Below are 16,256 nucleotides of genomic sequence, written 5' to 3' on the forward strand. Positions count from 1 at the left end.
AATACACTTATATGACATAATATATGTCAGAAAGTAGCCAAAAGAACCATGAAAACTTTTTTTTCTGTGTAAAAAAAGAGATCGGAGGCGAAATCGCCCCCGTTTCGTGCAAAAAAGCCCCGTTTTTAGCGGACAAGCACCTTCCTTGCGCCGAAGCCGTCAACCTTCACCAGGTAAGCACCGCTCTTCACGGATTCAAGGCCCAGCGTCGCGCGGCCCGCATTCAATGTACCCGAGGCGACCTTCGCGCCATCGAGCCCAAGCACCGTCACCGTAACGCCGTCCTTTGCGCCGGCGGCACTTACCGCAAGCACACGGCCCTGCAGGTTCACGACCATAGCACGCGTAGCCACCGTCGCCTTCCCCGGAATGGAGACCGGCGGCTCAATCGACTCCGGCTTTTCGTCATAGCGGGTGGCAAGTGCCATCAGGAACCACGTGGTATGCGGAATCCACTGTTCATCCCAGCGCCACACCTGCCACGATTCCTTCATCGAATCAAATCCCACCGCGGCGACACCGTCATCGGTCCAGGCGATTCCGGAACCATCCTTGTTCTTGCCGGTAATGCCGTTCGCGATACCGCCCTTGAGCGTCGCGTCGTATTCAGACTGGCCGTCATATTTCTGGGGAACCTTCTTGCCAAAACCATACATCATGCACGTGGCGTACGGGTTCTTGCCCAGAATCCAGTCGAGCTGGTCGGTCGCATATTTCTGCACGCTATCCGCAACATCCCCATCCAAGGCGTGGGCGGCATACATCGCAGCAGTAGCAAGGCTTGCAAGGCGGGCATCCTCGCCCTGCCACCAGTAGTTGCTCTCGTTGTCATGCGGGATAAAGAAACCGTCCTTGATAGAGCCCTGCGTCTTGTAGGTCTGACGGGCATAGCCGAACGGGTTTTCTACCTTGTTCGTAATACCGACAAGCCAGTTCAAATGCGTCTTGATGGCATCCAAGGCCGCGACCGCATGGGGATTGTCGCAACTAACCCCAATCATGTCCACGCAGTACCAATCAATAAGTCCTCCTTGCATCGTCACAGTAATCTTACTTTCGATTTCGGCATAGCGGACAAGCGCCACCAGCGGGAGACCCGCATCGCTTGCATGCCAGAACGGACGAGTCTTGGCATCGTCGCTCCAGAAGTACCCATCATCGCTCAGGCGTCCAATAAGGTTTGTCGCACGGGCGCGTGCATCCTTCAGGTAATCCACCTTCTCCGTCGCCACATAGAGTTCCGTTGCCGCAAGGAGTGCAGTGTAATCGTCAATAATGTTTTCCTTGTGGTCATCGCAGTACTCACAGGACTTGCCGATTCCCTGCTTTTCGGACAAATGAGCGTAGGCCTTCTCGGCTGCGGCAAGGTACTGTTCGCTAGTGAAGTCGCCCTTCACGCCAAGTTTCGATACACGCGCAAGGCCCGCAATCGCCATGCCACCGCCTTCGCGGAAGGCCGTCTGGTAATCCGTACTCTTGATGCCGTCGGAGCCCGAGAATGCGCAAAGTTCGCGCTTGCCCGTCGGGGAGCCCCAGTTGTCGAACACCGTCATGTAGAAGAAGCCCTGGTCATCGAGCATGCGCACCAGGAAATCCGCACCGAAGGCAGCCTCGTCCTCGGTCTTCGCCTTGGTGCTCGTCTGGCCCAGCAACTGCGGAATACGTTCCGCCGCAAACGCAAGCGACCACACCGTCAGCGGGATCTGCTGCGGGTTCAGGTAGTTCGCGTAGGAAAGGTGAGAAAGATACTTGCTCACGTCGCCGCTCGCATCGTACCAGCCACCGTGCACATCGAGTTTCTTGTCGGACTTGTACACCGGCATGCTCTTGTCCCAGTCCACGACAGGCGCCTTGTCGGCACGGTCATTGTAGAAGTAGTCGAGCACCGCACCGAGTGTCAGCTTTGCAAGGGCATTGTCTTCCACCTTGAATTCGCCGGAAGTCGCAGGCTGTCCGTTTTCGGTTATCTGCAACGTATAGGTGCCGGCCGCGACACCCTTATCGAGATTCGCCACATAGAACTTGCCATTGTTCGTCCAGTTGTCCGGATTCGACCCTTTCGAAAGCGTTCCTGTCTGGACGGCGTTCCCGCCCGACATCAGCTTGAACTCGGCACCATCAAGCTGGGCGTCGCTCTTGACGATGATGCTGATGGGCATGCCCGCATCGTAACCGACCTGGTTGTAGTAGAAATTCGCAGCGAACGCCGAAGTGGCAACCGCCATGGATAGTGGGATAAGCGTTGTTCTCTTCATGACAAGGAATATAAGTTTTCAGGGCGGATTCTCCAAACGATAAATCGGAGAGGGCGATCAAAATCACAGGAGCAGGAGGCGGAGGACGCCCAGGGGATGGCAAGCCGAGGTTTTGCGCACTTTTAATTAACGCAAATAATGCGTAGATTACAAACCAAGTACATTTTCTGGGTAAGGGTGTCCCCCCGGGCAACCCTGACAACCCCCTCTTTCGGCGCCTCAGCAACCCTTATTTTTATCAAGACGCAAGTAAATGCCCGTAAATCAACACGCAATTTTTGAGCAAAAATCAGCATTTAGTTCATATTTAACGCTAGATTTGCGTAAATTAAACCAGTTTTTAAATCAAGCTATCTTTTTCCCTTGACCATCGCTCTCGCAGAACCTATCTTTGCCTGCGAACCAATCAACCTTAACCAACGACGATTGCGTCAGCCGCCAGAATAACTTCTTTCGTCTTTCGCCTTTCGTCATTCGCCTAAATATGTACTACGAAAGCATCAAAGTTCTCGACTGCACCATCCGCGACGGCGGCCTCGTCAACAAGCACGACTTCTCCCTGGAATTCGTCCGCCGCCTATACACACTCCTTTCCGCAGCCGGCATCGACTACATGGAAATGGGTTACAAGAACTCTCCGGAACTCTTTGACCCCAAGGAATATGGTCCGTGGAAGTTCTGCGACGACGACCTGCTCTGGAAGGTGAAGGACGGCATTGAATCCAAGATGAAGATGGCCGTGATGGCCGACGTGGGCCGCGTGAACATGGACGCCGTGAAGCCCGCCAGCGAAAGCCCCTACCAGATGTTCCGCGTGGCAAGCTACGTGAAGAACATCGACAAGGGCATCAGCATGGTGAACGCCTTCCATGACATGGGCTACGAGACGACCCTCAACATCATGGCCGTGAGCCGTGACCGCGGTCCGGAACTTGACGAAGCGCTCCACCAGGTGAACGAAGAATGCAAGGCCGACATCCTGTACCTCGTCGACAGCTTTGGCGCCTTCTACCAGGAAGACATCGACAAGGAAATCACGCGCTACAGGAACATCGTGAAGAACAAGAAGTTCGGCTTCCACGGGCACAACAACCAGCAGCTGGCTTTCTCCAACACGATCCAGGCCATCATCGACCACGTGGACTACCTCGACGGTTCCGTCTCGGGCATGGGCCGCGGCGCAGGCAACTGCACCACAGAACTCCTGCTCGGCTTCCTCAAGAATCCGAAGTACGACCTTCGCCCGGTGCTCGACGCCTACCAGGAACTGTTCTTGCCGCTCAAGGAAAAGTACGAATGGGGCTACATCATCCCGCAGATGATTACGGGCATGCTCAACCGCCACCCGCAGGATGCCATCGCCATCCGCAAGACCGAAGACAAGGACAACTACACCAAGTTCTACAACCACATGATGAACGACTAATCATGAGGCGAGTGCCGCGCAGGAATGCTTGCATTCCTGCATGGTTGAGCCGATGGATTAGGGTCTGCGAAGCAGACCCCTAGGAGGCGAATCCTGCACGAAAGTGCTCGCACTTTCGTATAGGTGAGCCGACGAGTTGTGGACTTGCGAAGCAAGTCCCACGACTAAGGTCGAACACCAACAATAAACCATTAGAAAAAGGGCCTCGGCGATTGCCGAGGTCCTTTTGTTTTCAACCAACCCAGTGTTCACTGAGATACTTTACTGAGTCACGCGGATGCGGAGAGCACCGGCAGCGGACTTCGCGATAAACATGCCTCCACGCTTGGCGAGGTCCGCAGCGCCCGCACGCAGTTCCTGCATTCCGGCAGCACGCACCGTTCCGAGGTAGCTACCGCCCATGTCGAAGATGCGGTATTCCATGGATTCGTTCGACATCTGGAACTTCGCACTCACAAACGTGGTGCTGGTATCGCCAACGATCGGTTCGGGGTCTGTAGCGTCCTTGCCCTTCACGAAGGTGAAGTAGTCCACGTCCATCCAGTCACCGACCACCGTAAAGCGGAGGATATGTTCACCCGCAGGGAGCGTCACGTTCTTCTGTACCTTGTTGTAGTCGTCGTAGTTCTCTTCGCCGTCATTCTTCGGGACTGATATATCGCCCGTGAGTTCATTGCCATCGAGAGTCATGTTGAAACCGGAGGTCGCATTGGCAGATGCAACCGCAGCAAAGAAGGTGTAGTCACCCGCTTCCTTCACGTTCACCGTGTATTCGAGCCATTCGCCAGCCTGGTTGTAACCCACGATGTAGCCGGTCGCCTTCTTGTAGATATCGACACCCGTGCCTTCGCGGTAGTTGGTCTCGCCGTGGTCTTCGGAGTCATTTTCGTTGTAGGTCTTGTTTTCCTTGCCGGTACCCGGGATGTCGAAGTTTTCGGCCTCAATCTTGCCCGGCAAATCAATCGCCTTGCCGCCGAACGGTTCACGAGGTACGGGGTCAGCAGGAGTGCCCACGCCCACGAGCGTCACGATGCAGTCCTTGAATTCCGAGCTACCCGCATCCATGGTGATAGTCACGGAGCCGTTCTTCACTTCAACTTCGCCTTCATACTTTGCATTCTTTGCCTGGCTCGTCGTGTACACGTGGAAGGATTCCACATCGGCACCCTTCACGTTAACCGTCACGGTCTTGGAATTCTTGTAATCGCGGTTCACGAGCACCACGATGACGGAGTCGCCTTCGGAACTCTTGTAGGCACTGGCAAACAGGTTCGATTCGGGCTTGTCAGTCGCACCCACGCGGATTGCACCCGGACGAATAAAGCGGGCGAACTGGCTCATCACGTAGCCGCGCTTCGAGACCTTGCCGATTTCGTTGCTCGGTATCTGGAGTTTGTTGCCGAAGTCCTTCTCCATGATGAGGCCGTAGCAACGGCGGATATACCACCAGGTGTACTGATTGAAGTTGCCCACGACCATCGCGCGATGGATTTCGTAAGCCACGTCCATGGCGTTCACGGTATCGCGCTTGTTCTGGTTTGCCTGGTCACCCGTATTCGTGATTGTGCGCCAGTAGTTACCGCTACCCTGGCTTTCGGTGTAGTGTTCTGTCATCCAGCGTTCCACGCCTTTCTGGTCAGCCAAAGAATACTGGAAGAAATTGTCCCCGGTGTTTCTGTCGCTTGCATAGAAGTGCGCTCCGAGAATATCCCAGTTCTTGAGGGCGTTGGCGTCGTTCAGCACCTTGTTGTAGAGGTTCTTGTCGTAGCGGAACGATTCGGTCGAAATCACCTTGGCACCGTTCTTGCGCATCTTGTCGGCATAGCCCTTGGTGAAGTTGTAGATTTCGTCAGCACTCCAGCAAGCCCATTCACCGCACCAGTCCGGTTCGTTACTGATGGAGATTGCATACAGGGGAACGCCCTGGTTCTTCATGTAATCGTTAAAGCCGTTCAGGTGATCTACGTACTTCTGGTAGTTCGAAGAAGACATGTGCTGGTTTGCACCCGCATAAGGAGAAGTCCACGGCGTTGCATACAAGATAAAGTCATCGCCGGCATACTTCTTGGCGTACTTGGCAGCCTGCACTTCCTTGTTGAAGTCGCTGGAGTTCGCATACACCGGAATACGCAGCGTGTTCAAGCCAATCTGGCCATCGCCCGTACCGAACGCGAGCTTGGCATCGGCCTCGGAAAGTCCGCCACCGCCCTGCCACTGGTTATGCACCATGCCGCCAAAGCCACGAATGACCTGGTGTTCTTCGGTCACATCGACATTGACCGTCGATGCGAATGCGGTCGAAACCAACGCACCGCAACCCAGCGCGAGCGCAGTCTTCCACGCCCCCTTAACAACGCTGTTTTGATTCAAACTTTTCATAACATCCCTTTGCCAAACAGAAACCCGCAGGATTGCGGTCCCATAACCTAAAATTAGATGAAAAAGCTCAAAAAAACGCACATCGCGCCATTTTTTCCATTGACGTTTTGGCAATAGAATCTCACAAAAAAACACAAGAAAAGAGCTCCGGAGCGGGGCTCCGGGGCACTTCATGACGCTCTTGAGAAGCATCAATCTGGATGTGTGGTGTTTAGGGACTCTTTTATGGTATTACTTTGCCGTATTCACCATGAATTTCTTGTTGCCGGTCAGGGAACGGAGCATGTACACGCCCTGGTTGAAGCCAACCGCACGGAGGGCCTCGCCAGCAGTCGCACCGTCCAGACGGATCTTACCGACCATAGCGCCCTTCAGATCAAACACGCGGTAGGTTTCGTACGGTACGGCCTTGAACGCAACACCAGTCTCGATGGCATCCGTGCTAATCGGTTCCGTATCTTCAGCATCCTTGCCTTCGAGGATATTGAAGTAGTCAATATCGAACCAGGAACCGACAACCGTAAGCCTCAGGACATGTTCGCCTGCGGGGAGCTTGATGTTCGCCTTGACCTTGTTGTAATCGTCGTAGTTTTCTTCGCCTTCGGTGGCCGCGGGCACGGTGATTTCTTCGGTAATGTCCGTCCCGTCGAGGGAGAACTTGAAGCTGGAGGTGTTACCGGCGGCAGCAACTGCGGCATAGAGCGTGTAGTCGCCTTCCTTCGCCACATTGATGGTGTATTCAAGCCATTCGCCTTCGGTATTGTAGCCCACGATGATGCCCGTCGCCTTCTTGTAGAGGTCAACACCGGTGCCTTCGCGGAGGTTGCTATCGCCGTGGTTCTCGGAATCGGATTCGTTGTAGGAATCAATGTCGCCACCGCGACCCGTACCCGGTTCATCAAAGTTTTCGGCCTCGATCTTGCCCGGTACCGCCCAGGCCTTGCCACCGAACGGCTTCTGCGGTTCCGGCGGAGTCGTGCCGCTGCCTTCGAAGCCCCATGCCTTGATAGCCATGGTAGAATCCCTGCTGCCCTTGAATACGAGGAACACCTGTTCCACGATTCCCTTGAGGCCAGTGACTTCGCAGGAATTCTCGGCAAAGGTATTCTTGTTACCGGTATTCTTGAGCGTGCAGGTGCCGGCGAGCGTACCTGTCGCAGAACCCGTGTGGATTTCAACCTTGTCGCCATCCGCAGTGCTTGCGGCCTGCACCACGAAACCGGTGGCTGCAGTACCAAAGTCAACGCCACTCACGCGGATCCAGGATTCCTTCGTGGAAAGCGGGAGCAACAGGTGTTCGGCAACCTTGCCCGGAGTCCAGTTGGAACGGCTGCGAATGCCCTTCTGCTTGGAACTCGTGAGTGCCGGGTACCAATCGTACGGGTCAAAGTTCTCGATCTGTTTCGGGCCTTCCTTCGTGAAGGTCAGTTCCTTCATGGTGCCGTCGTTGTTGTAGAAGAACTCATCCACGCTCACGCTACGGTGGAATGCGGGTACCGGATTCGCCTGGCCGTCATCGGCAGGAATCTTTTCCAGACCATCGTAACCGTTCGCAATGCGGCGGTCATGGTAGGCGACGTACCAGTGGCCCTTGAATTCGGCAATGCCATGGTGGTTGTTGTTGTTCGCGTTGATGTTCTGCCCGTTGATGTTCGGGTTACCCATGAATATTCCCTTGTATTCATAGGGACCCATCGGGTTCTTGGACATGCCGTAGGCAATACGCAGGTCTGCCGTACTGTAAGACAGGTAATAGTTGCCCTTGTACTTATGGATGTAAGAAGCTTCCATCGCCTTCGGGCCACCAATCTTCAGGTGAGTCTTGGTGCTCACATCAAAGCCCTTCATGTCCTTGTTGAGCTTGTAGATGTTGAAAATGTCGTTGTTGTTGTTATTTGCCGGGCGGCTATCGCTGCTGCCGCCACCAAACGTGAAGTAGCCCGTACCGTCGTCATCGAAGAAGATTGCCGGGTCAAAGCACCAGCCGATGCCGTCGCAGTCCGAAATACCGCCACCCCAGTTGTTGATGAGCTTCTTGTTGCCCGAAACAGGGTTCGTCCAGGGGCCAGCAATGCTGTCGGCGCCGATGAGGCCAATGCCGCCACCACCGCCATCGGGGAACACGATGTAAAGCCTGTGATCGTTGGGGTTCACTGCAATGCCGGATGCCCAAATATCGTTAATGCCGTTCACCTTGCGGGCATCGTAAATAATGCCGTAGTCAGTCCAGTTCTGCATATCCTTGCTGCGGAATGCATAGAGGGCGTAAATCTTGTAACCATTGGAATTGTACGGAGCCGGATCGTCGGAGTCCGTGATGATGTAGAAGTATTCATCGTCGGCAGCGGCACCGGGGTCGGCCAGATAATGGTAGGTAGAAATCGGGTTATCGGCAAGTGCAGAACCAAAGAGACCGCACGCAAGAGCCAAGCCAAGCTTTCCCTTGGAAATCTTCTTCATATTAACATCCCATATTCAACCGCGACACCGCAGTCTAACCATTATAAAATTTACCATCCCCACATGCATTTTTAACAACCTTTCAAACAAAAACCATTGACGTTTTGTCCACGGGCACCTTCGGTGCGTTTAACGTTTATTTACAAAAAAAGGCACCCGGCGGTCTGCCGGGAGCCTTTCAAACACAAGAGAGAGTTTGTACGAACAAAGATTGAGCAGTTTTATTTCGTCACGCGGGCCATAAACTTCTTGTTTCCGTTCACCTGCTTGAGCATGTAGGCGCCCTGCCTGTAGCCCGCAGCCTTGAGTACCTGGGCCGCAGAGGCACCGCTGGCAAGTTCCACCTTGCCGAGCATCGTACCCGCAAGGTCAAACACCTGGTAAGTAGCAGCACTGCTCACATGGAACTTAATCCCATTCGAAATCGCGGTGGTGCCAATCGGTTCCGGGTCCGTCGCATCCTTGCCTTCCACGAAGGTGAAGTAGTCGATATCGAACCAGTCGCCCGTAACCGTCATACGCAGGATATGTTTACCCGCAGTGAGCGTCACGTTCCTCTGTACCTTGGCATAGTCATCGAAGCTGCCCTCGACATCAGTCTTGGCGGCAAGGATAGTATCCGTAATGTCCTTGCCATCGACCGACATCACGAAGCCCGCATTCTGGTTGTCCGTCGCCACGGCGGCAAAGAACGTGTAGTCGCCATCCTTCGCGACATCGATGGTGTATTCAAGCCATTCGCCGGACTGGTTGTAGCCCACGATAATTCCAGAGGCGTTCGCATAGAGGTCGACAGACGGAGCATCGTCCTTGCGGTAGGCGACCTTCGCGGAATCTGCAGCACTCTTCGCCTTTTCGAAGCCGTGGTTCTCGGAATCGTTGTCGCTGTAGGTATCGTTACCCGCACCGTAACCCGGCACGTCGAAGTCTTCGGCCTGGATCTTGCCCGGAACGGCCCATGCCTTGCCGCCAAACGCAGTCTGCGGTTCAGGTTCACGCTTGGTGCCCTGGAATTCCCATTCAAGGATGCCCATGGTAGAATCCTTTCCATTATTTTTGAACACAAAGAATAGCTGGTCCACAACGCCGCTAAGGCCCGTCATGGCACAGTCATTGTCCGTGAAAGTCATGTTGTTGCTGGTCTTCGCCAGTTCGCAGGTACCGGCAAGTGTTCCGGTGGCACTGCCCTTGTGAATTTCAATCTTGTTGCCATCGCCAACGTTCGCGGCCTTGATGCGGAGGTTCTCGGCACCGTTACCGAAGTCCACACCAGAAACACGGATCCAGGATTCGCTACGGCTCGTGAGCGGCAGCAGCACGTGCTTCACCGGCTGCCCCTTGGTCCAGTCGGTACGGCTACGGATGTTCATCTGCTTGGAACTCGTCGTTGCCTTGTAGGTCTTGTACGGGTCAAAGTTCTTGATTTGCTTCGGGCCTTCGCGGGTAAAGGTGAGCTTGTTCATCTTGTCGCCACTCCAGGTGAGTTCGTCGATGGACACGCTTCTGTGGTTTTCGTAGTTCGGATTTTCAGAACGCACGCCCTGTTGCGTCGTTGCGGCCGGATGGTTGTCGGAAGTCACCAAGCGGCGATCGTGATACACGGCATACCACTTGTCCTTAAAAGGAGCGAAGCCCTGGTGGTTGTTACCGCCTTCGCCATGAGCGTCTGGCACAGAGCCAATCCCCGGAATGACCGTACCCACAAAGGTATAGGGGCCCCAGATATTGTTAGACATACCATAATCAATCACCTGACTACGGTTGTTGAAACTCAGGTAATAGGTGCTACCCTTCTTGTGCAGGTAAGGAGCTTCGAAGGAGTTCGGCAAAGAAACCTTCTTAAGAGAATTCTTGTCGAAAGTAATCTTGCCGTTGCTTTCGGTAAAACTGATAATGTCGAAGTTGTTGCCATACGGGCGGCTGGAACTTTCGCCACCACCGAAAATCACGTAACCCTTACCGTCGTCGTCAATCAAGATGCCCGGGTCAAAGCAATGCGCAATGCCGTCGCAGCCACCGATAAGGCTACCGCCACCTGCAATTCTATTGACACCATGAGTTTCCTTGACAGGATCGATATAGGGGCCGTCAATCGCAGGCGCCGTAATCATGCCCACGCCGCTTGCACCATCGGGGTAGACTATATAGACCTTGCCATTTTTGACGGCGATGCCCGATGCCCAGGTGTTGTTCGGGTAGTTGCCGAATTCACGCTTGGAACGGAATATCATGCCATGGTCGGTCCAGTTCTTCATGTCTTCGGAAGTGAAGGCATAGAGGCCGACAATGTCGTAGTTCCAGTTTGTCTGGTTATTGTAGTCGTCCACATCGGTCAGGATGTAGAAGGTATCACCATCGGAGGCGCAAGAGGGGTCCGCCAGGTAATGGTAAGAGGATATCGGGTTGTCGGCAAGGCCGAAGGTAGCAAGGCCTGCGCCCAAACAAAGCGCGCCCACGCTTTTCCACACATTCATAATAACTCCTTATGAGGGGAAGCCCGTGAGCAACATCCACACCACAAACATCCCTTTGGTAATAAAGATACCCCCAAAAAACAAAAAATGTACCGCTCGTCACGGCACATTCATTGATAAATTGTCAAGGCCAAACTGGCCAAATTCGGCTAAAAACGCACTATTCAGGGTCCCTAGCGACAAACTTGGAATAACCGAACACCTCGATATCGTCGATCCAGAACTCACCGCCCGTACCGCCGAAGATGGATATGTCGGTAATGTTGCGCTTCGCGACATCCCAGCCGAGGTTTCCGCCGATATTGTTGCTATCGGGCTCAAGGAAATCGGAAGGCGTCACCACGAAGCGGTTCCAGACCGTATCCACGTCCAGGTGAACCCAGGCCTTGCCGCTCTTAAGGCTTGACGTGCTATCTACATTCAGGTCAAGCGAGAAGGATATGTACTTGCGCTTCGAACTATCAACGACATCGGTGCGGGCCCAGAACACGATGGAATCGAGATTGCTCATATCAACCATGCCACCGAGCGAGCGGCCCATCAGCACCCAGTTGTAGTTGGAGTCATTCTCGCACGTGAAATGCGCAGCCTTGCCTTCCCGGCCAAGACCCGCATCCACAGTTTCAATACTGCCATTGGCATTTTCCGAATGCTGGACCTTCCACGCATCGATGCTACCCTCGAAGTCCTCGAAAACAAACGACGGGAGGGAATCCTGCGGGCGGGTATCGATAACCACTGCACTTTCCTGACCGGCACGCACATTGGCAATGGAGGACCCGAGCTTGCGGATGACACGCACCTTGCCCTTCTTGCCCGAATCGTCCACGACAACGCTATCGGTCTGCACGAAGGCGACCATCTCGAAGTATCCCGCAGGGAGCGACTTGAACTCGAAGTTGCCCATACCATCGGCCATAACGCTGTAATCGAGACCCTGGACCGCCACCGTAACCTCGGAGGCATCCTCGTCATCCTCGACCAGCACTCGGCCCGAAACAAGACCAGGCTTGCCCAAGTGCAAGGACACACGGCCACCCTCGGTCTGCCACGACCTGTAGTTGAACTTGGAAGCGCCCTTCAGGGAATCGCTCCTGGCCTCGACAATGTAGCTGCCGTAGCCCAGGTTATCCAGAATGAGTTTGCCCGTAGAATCCGTCTCGAAGTTCATGTTCTCGTCCACGAGAGAATCTTCGAGGGAATCAGCCCCGGCCAAGTAGCTGTCGGGGCGAACAATAACGCGAACACGAGCCGCCGGTGACCCATCGGCGAGCTGAACGGAAAGGGCGATGGAATTCTCAGTTTCCATCGATGATCCGGCGACACCGCTGTCTCCACCGGAACACGCGACAATGGCTCCACCCAGTGCCGCCAACCCTAATTTCCACACCCTATTCATCATTTTTTAACTCCTGCGCCTTCCCCCATTATAGCATTTTCAGGGAAGCCTCCTTTTCTGGCGACCGGGTAAAATGCCATAGAAAGTTGCATAACACGGTCAGAATTCTTGGCTTCGTCAACCCGTTTCTGCACTAATCTGCGGAATTCCCTCAGCATATCGCCCAAATCCTCGAAACAGGCCTGGTCTACGGAGAGGGTAAGAGTGGACACGTTGCGCTCGGTAACGGGCACGTTATCCAGGGAATCGCTGGCAAGGGAGAGCACCTGACGCTGGAACTTGCGGACCGCCTGTGCCTTTTCGGGGCCACCTACCGTGAGGTGCGCATCCGTGAGGGCAAGTCGACCGCTGGCAAGTTTCTTCACCAGGCCCACCTCTTTCAGGATTTCAATAGCCTCGGTAACCTGCTCCTCCGAAATCGGGGGGCAGATGTCCTTTGCAATCTGCTTCACGTTCACCACGCCGCCGTTCAAGTCCAGGTAGGCACGCACGGCAGGGATCCACCAGTTCTCGAGCAGCTTGAGTTCGGCCGCCTGGAGGCTGTGGCGTTCGACATCGCGAAGGGAAAGCGCCTTCGCCATGAGTTCTTCTTTCTTCGCCTTGTCCTTGCTGACCGCGGCAGAGAAGAGCAAATCAAAGTATTCGGCCTCGCGACCGCTCAGGGCCAAAATCTCCTTGGCCGCCTGTAACGCATGGGCGGGGAGGTGCTGCTTCTTTTGCAACACGCGGTAGAGGTAGCTGGAATCCAGCCCCAGCTTATCGCCCATCATGCGATAACTGTAGAAGGGCATCTCCGCCTTGCGGCGTTCGTAGTAGTCCTTCAAAAAATCGCGGTAGTCCGCTATGTCCGAAAAAGTAACCATCAACAATAAGATACCTTTTCCAAATTAGAAAAATTTACATTGCAGTCCATCTTTCATTGACGTTTTATCCATAGCGGGCTTGACAAAAATCACATTTTTAATGAATTTCTGCAATTTTCGGGACAAAAAGTGCCTTTTTTCCTAAGAAAAAAACGCGTTCCCCTCTATACAACAGGCCCTCAGTTTTTTACTATATGTAAACAAAAGACAAAAAAGGTGTATGATGTCGGCCAACCTAGACGCAACAAATAATGACGTGATATCGCGGAACATCATCCGCGACATGGGGAACGGAGTCCTCGTGATAGACAAGGCGAACAGGATAATCTCGTTCGTGAACGATTCCGCCGCAAAGATTCTCGACAAGACCAAGGAAGAGATGATTGGCCAGAAGTTCGCCGCGTGTTTCTTCGAGTACGAAGAGAACGACGCCTTCAACGACTGCGTCAACAAGGCCATCTACGAATCCGACGTGTCGCACAAGATGATGACGCCCTACTATACCGGCAAGGAAACCAAGACGCTCTACGTGACATCCTCGTACACCAAGGACGACAACGGGAAGCCGGTCGGCGTGGTGCTCATCCTCGACGACATTACCGAAAAGGCGCAACTGCAGGAACGCCTCATAAAGAACCAGCTCGGCACCATCATGATGATGGCCGAACTCGTAGAAAGCCGCGACGGCAACACGGGCGGACACATCAAGCGCACGGCGGAGTACGTGAAGATTATCGCGCAGCAGCTCTTTGACGACAAGAAGTTCCCGGAAGAAATCGACGACAAGTTCCTGAACGACATCACCACGGCGGCCCCGCTGCACGACGTGGGCAAGATAAGCGTATCCGACGCCATCCTCAACAAGCCGGGCAGGCTTACCGACGAGGAATTTGCCATCATGAAGAGCCACGCCGCCGTAGGGCGCAAGCTCCTGAAGGACGCCGTAGAGGCAACCGAGCACTCCTCGTTCCTCGATACCGCCATCGACATGGCGGGGGCGCACCACGAATGGTGGAACGGCAGGGGCTACCCCGACGGCATTTCCGGCGATAAAATCCCCCTCAGCGCAAGAATCATGGCGATTGCCGACGTGTTCGACGCCCTGGTATCGAAGCGCGTCTATAAGCCGGGTATGCCGCTAGAGAAGGCTTACGCCATCATCCGCGAAGAGACGGGCACGCATTTCGACCCGGTTTGCGTGGAAGCGTTCTTCAAGGCGCAGGAAAAAATCGAGCGGGTGCTCAAGAGCCACGCGGATGACTAGTTATTGGTCATTAGTTATTGGTTATTAGAGGTTGCGGGTATGGGGATGTTTATTTCGGGAAATTAGATGCAACCGAAGGTTTTTCCCGTGCATCCAAATAGCAGAATGGACGAACAGGTTATTGCAAAAGGTATCCGTGAAGGCAGCCGGGAGGCACTTGGAATGCTGTGGAGAGAACACAGCACCAAGATGCTGAACCTCGCCTTCCGCATGCTCAAGGACCGCGACCGCGCCGAAGATATCCTCATGGACGTATTTGTCGGCATTCCGGACGCCATCCGGGCATTCCGCGGGCAAAGCGCCCTCGGGACCTGGCTCTACCGGCTCACCGTGAACGCCTGCCTCATGAAGCTGCGGGCAGAAAAGCGCCACGGCGAACTCAAGGAACTGAACCTCGACACGATTGTCAAGGAAACCCTCGGGAAGCAGGATGCCCCCCGCAACGACCAGTTCGACCCGGAACTCTTGCAACTCGGGCTGAACGCACTCCCCGCCGAAACGCGGGGCATGCTCTGGCTCAAGGATGCCGAAGACCTCGACGTGAAGGACCTCGCCGAAATATATGGCATGCCGGACGGCACCATCAAGGCGCGTCTCAGCCGCGCAAGGCACTTCGTGAAGGACTACATAACGGAGAAACTGAAAAATGCTTGACAAGATCGACTTCTCGAAAATGGAGCGCATTACGCCCCGGGAGGATTCCTGGAGCAAGGTATGCGCACGCCTCGACGCGAAGGCCAACGCCAGCGCCCACAAGGGGAATATCTTGAGCATCAGGAGCCTGTACAGCGCCATCCCGCTCGCGGCAAGCCTCGTGCTGGTAAGCCTCACCGCAATTCTCCCCGCAATCGAAAGTTCCACCGAAGAAATCTCCCTCGAGAACGTCGCCTCGGAAGATATCACCAACTGGTACAACGGCCTCGGGAATTCAACAAACGACGACGATTTCGAAACCCTCGAGGAAACTGTCGGGTTCAGCTATTTAACCAAGGAGTAATCTATGAAAGATTCCAAACTATTCATCGCAGGTATAGTCGCGTTCGCGCTTGCCCTCGGGGTTATCCTCGGGAACTTCTGCAGCAAGAACAGCGCCTGCTGCTGCCAGAAGGCTGACATGTCGCAGTGCATGCGCCAAGGCATGACGCCTCCCCCGCCTCCGGGACCGCATGGCGATTTTCACAAGGACCACCGCCCGCACGGTGACTTCCACAAGGGGCATAAGCACAGGGGGCACATGAACCCGGAAGTCATCGATTCGCTCCTGCAGGTGACTCCCGAGCAGAAGGCCGCTCTCGATGCCAACCGCGCGAAGGGAGATTCCATATTCAAGGAACTGCGCAAACAGAAGCACGACGCAGAGAAGGCACTGGGCGAAGCGCTCGAAAGCGGCGACCAGGCCGCAACCGAAAACGCGAAGGCCAAGGTGCTCGATGCCGACAAGGCCCTGCTCGAACACCGCATCAACGGCGTGCAGTCCCTCGCGAAAGTGCTTTCCAAGGAACAGCTGGAAAAGTTCAATCAGTTCCACAAGGAGCGCATGAAGGAATTCAAGGACCGCAGGAAAAAGGGCCCGCAGGAATAACTTTTAGACAAACTTGTCGTAAATAGCAAAAAACCGCGGCTTAAACCGCGGTTTTTTAAGTTCCTGGATTCTATCGTGTCCTTACGGACACTCCAGAATGACATGCTAGGTTATACAGCGCGGGTGCTTGCACACGCATTGGATAACCGACGCA

The 16,256-nt window shown here is 54.5% G+C and carries 11 protein-coding genes; 5 read left to right on the top strand and 6 right to left on the bottom strand.

What is annotated here, in order from left to right; all coding sequences use genetic code 11:
* Positions 1 to 125 precede the first annotated feature (125 nt).
* Positions 126 to 2,255, bottom strand: a complete 2,130-nt coding sequence (locus BUA44_RS04885; protein WP_072809224.1) for a glycoside hydrolase family 9 protein — start codon at positions 2,253 to 2,255, stop codon at positions 126 to 128.
* Positions 2,256 to 2,739: 484 nt separating this feature from the next.
* Between BUA44_RS04885 and BUA44_RS04890 the strand changes: the two genes are divergently transcribed.
* Positions 2,740 to 3,681: an aldolase catalytic domain-containing protein gene (locus tag BUA44_RS04890; protein WP_072809226.1), complete on the top strand. Its 942-nt coding sequence runs from the start codon at positions 2,740 to 2,742 to the stop codon at positions 3,679 to 3,681.
* Positions 3,682 to 3,942: 261 nt separating this feature from the next.
* Here the strand turns inward: BUA44_RS04890 and BUA44_RS04895 are convergent, their stop codons facing one another.
* From BUA44_RS04895 to BUA44_RS04915, 5 genes are all read right to left on the bottom strand, one after another.
* The gene (locus BUA44_RS04895; protein ID WP_072809229.1) at positions 3,943 to 6,060 is read right to left on the bottom strand and encodes a carbohydrate-binding protein; all 2,118 of its coding nucleotides are present in this window, start codon (positions 6,058 to 6,060) and stop codon (positions 3,943 to 3,945) included.
* Positions 6,061 to 6,291: 231 nt separating this feature from the next.
* Entirely contained in the window at positions 6,292 to 8,520 is a 2,229-nt protein-coding gene (locus tag BUA44_RS04900; protein WP_072809232.1) for a carbohydrate-binding protein, read from the bottom strand.
* A gap of 221 nt (positions 8,521 to 8,741) precedes the next feature.
* The gene (locus BUA44_RS04905) at positions 8,742 to 10,994 is read right to left on the bottom strand and encodes a carbohydrate-binding protein (RefSeq protein ID WP_072809234.1); all 2,253 of its coding nucleotides are present in this window, start codon (positions 10,992 to 10,994) and stop codon (positions 8,742 to 8,744) included.
* A gap of 160 nt (positions 10,995 to 11,154) precedes the next feature.
* Positions 11,155 to 12,396 carry a hypothetical protein gene (locus BUA44_RS04910; RefSeq protein ID WP_072809236.1) on the bottom strand — a complete coding sequence of 414 codons (1,242 nt, stop codon included), beginning with the start codon at positions 12,394 to 12,396 and terminating at the stop codon, positions 11,155 to 11,157.
* Positions 12,393 to 13,256, bottom strand: a complete 864-nt coding sequence (locus BUA44_RS04915) for a DUF4423 domain-containing protein (protein WP_072809239.1) — start codon at positions 13,254 to 13,256, stop codon at positions 12,393 to 12,395. The genes BUA44_RS04910 and BUA44_RS04915 overlap by 4 nt, the downstream gene beginning before the upstream one ends.
* 220 nt (positions 13,257 to 13,476) lie before the next feature.
* Here BUA44_RS04915 and BUA44_RS04920 point away from each other — a divergent pair, with 220 nt between their 5' ends.
* From BUA44_RS04920 to BUA44_RS04935, 4 genes are all read left to right on the top strand, one after another.
* Complete coding sequence (locus tag BUA44_RS04920) at positions 13,477 to 14,520, top strand: HD-GYP domain-containing protein (RefSeq protein WP_083579484.1); 1,044 nt, start codon at positions 13,477 to 13,479, stop codon at positions 14,518 to 14,520.
* 162 nt (positions 14,521 to 14,682) lie between these two features.
* Positions 14,683 to 15,174, top strand: a complete 492-nt coding sequence (locus tag BUA44_RS04925; RefSeq protein WP_255370463.1) for an RNA polymerase sigma factor — start codon at positions 14,683 to 14,685, stop codon at positions 15,172 to 15,174.
* A complete protein-coding gene (locus BUA44_RS04930) occupies positions 15,167 to 15,517 on the top strand; it encodes a hypothetical protein (RefSeq protein WP_072809246.1) in 351 nt (116 codons plus the stop codon). The genes BUA44_RS04925 and BUA44_RS04930 overlap by 8 nt, the downstream gene beginning before the upstream one ends.
* A gap of 3 nt (positions 15,518 to 15,520) precedes the next feature.
* Positions 15,521 to 16,102 (top strand): Spy/CpxP family protein refolding chaperone, encoded by a 582-nt coding sequence (locus BUA44_RS04935; protein WP_072809248.1) that lies wholly within the window; start codon positions 15,521 to 15,523, stop codon positions 16,100 to 16,102.
* Positions 16,103 to 16,256 lie beyond the last annotated feature (154 nt).

The sequence above is a fragment of the Fibrobacter sp. UWR3 genome, from assembly GCF_900143055.1.
Classification (GTDB): Bacteria; Fibrobacterota; Fibrobacteria; order Fibrobacterales; family Fibrobacteraceae; genus Fibrobacter.

Bases quoted from the DNA above. Each gene is read 5' to 3' on its own strand.
- BUA44_RS04930 (WP_072809246.1), top strand. From the start codon at position 15,167: ATGCTTGACAAGATCGACTTCTCGAAAATGGAGCGCATTACGCCCCGG.
- BUA44_RS04900 (WP_072809232.1), bottom strand. From the start codon at position 8,520: ATGAAGAAGATTTCCAAGGGAAAGCTTGGCTTGGCTCTTGCGTGCGGT.
- BUA44_RS04890 (WP_072809226.1), top strand. From the start codon at position 2,740: ATGTACTACGAAAGCATCAAAGTTCTCGACTGCACCATCCGCGACGGC.
- BUA44_RS04885 (WP_072809224.1), bottom strand. From the start codon at position 2,255: ATGAAGAGAACAACGCTTATCCCACTATCCATGGCGGTTGCCACTTCG.
- BUA44_RS04920 (WP_083579484.1), top strand. From the start codon at position 13,477: ATGATGTCGGCCAACCTAGACGCAACAAATAATGACGTGATATCGCGG.
- BUA44_RS04935 (WP_072809248.1), top strand. From the start codon at position 15,521: ATGAAAGATTCCAAACTATTCATCGCAGGTATAGTCGCGTTCGCGCTT.
- BUA44_RS04905 (WP_072809234.1), bottom strand. From the start codon at position 10,994: ATGAATGTGTGGAAAAGCGTGGGCGCGCTTTGTTTGGGCGCAGGCCTT.
- BUA44_RS04915 (WP_072809239.1), bottom strand. From the start codon at position 13,256: ATGGTTACTTTTTCGGACATAGCGGACTACCGCGATTTTTTGAAGGAC.
- BUA44_RS04895 (WP_072809229.1), bottom strand. From the start codon at position 6,060: ATGAAAAGTTTGAATCAAAACAGCGTTGTTAAGGGGGCGTGGAAGACT.
- BUA44_RS04910 (WP_072809236.1), bottom strand. From the start codon at position 12,396: ATGATGAATAGGGTGTGGAAATTAGGGTTGGCGGCACTGGGTGGAGCC.
- BUA44_RS04925 (WP_255370463.1), top strand. From the start codon at position 14,683: ATGCTGTGGAGAGAACACAGCACCAAGATGCTGAACCTCGCCTTCCGC.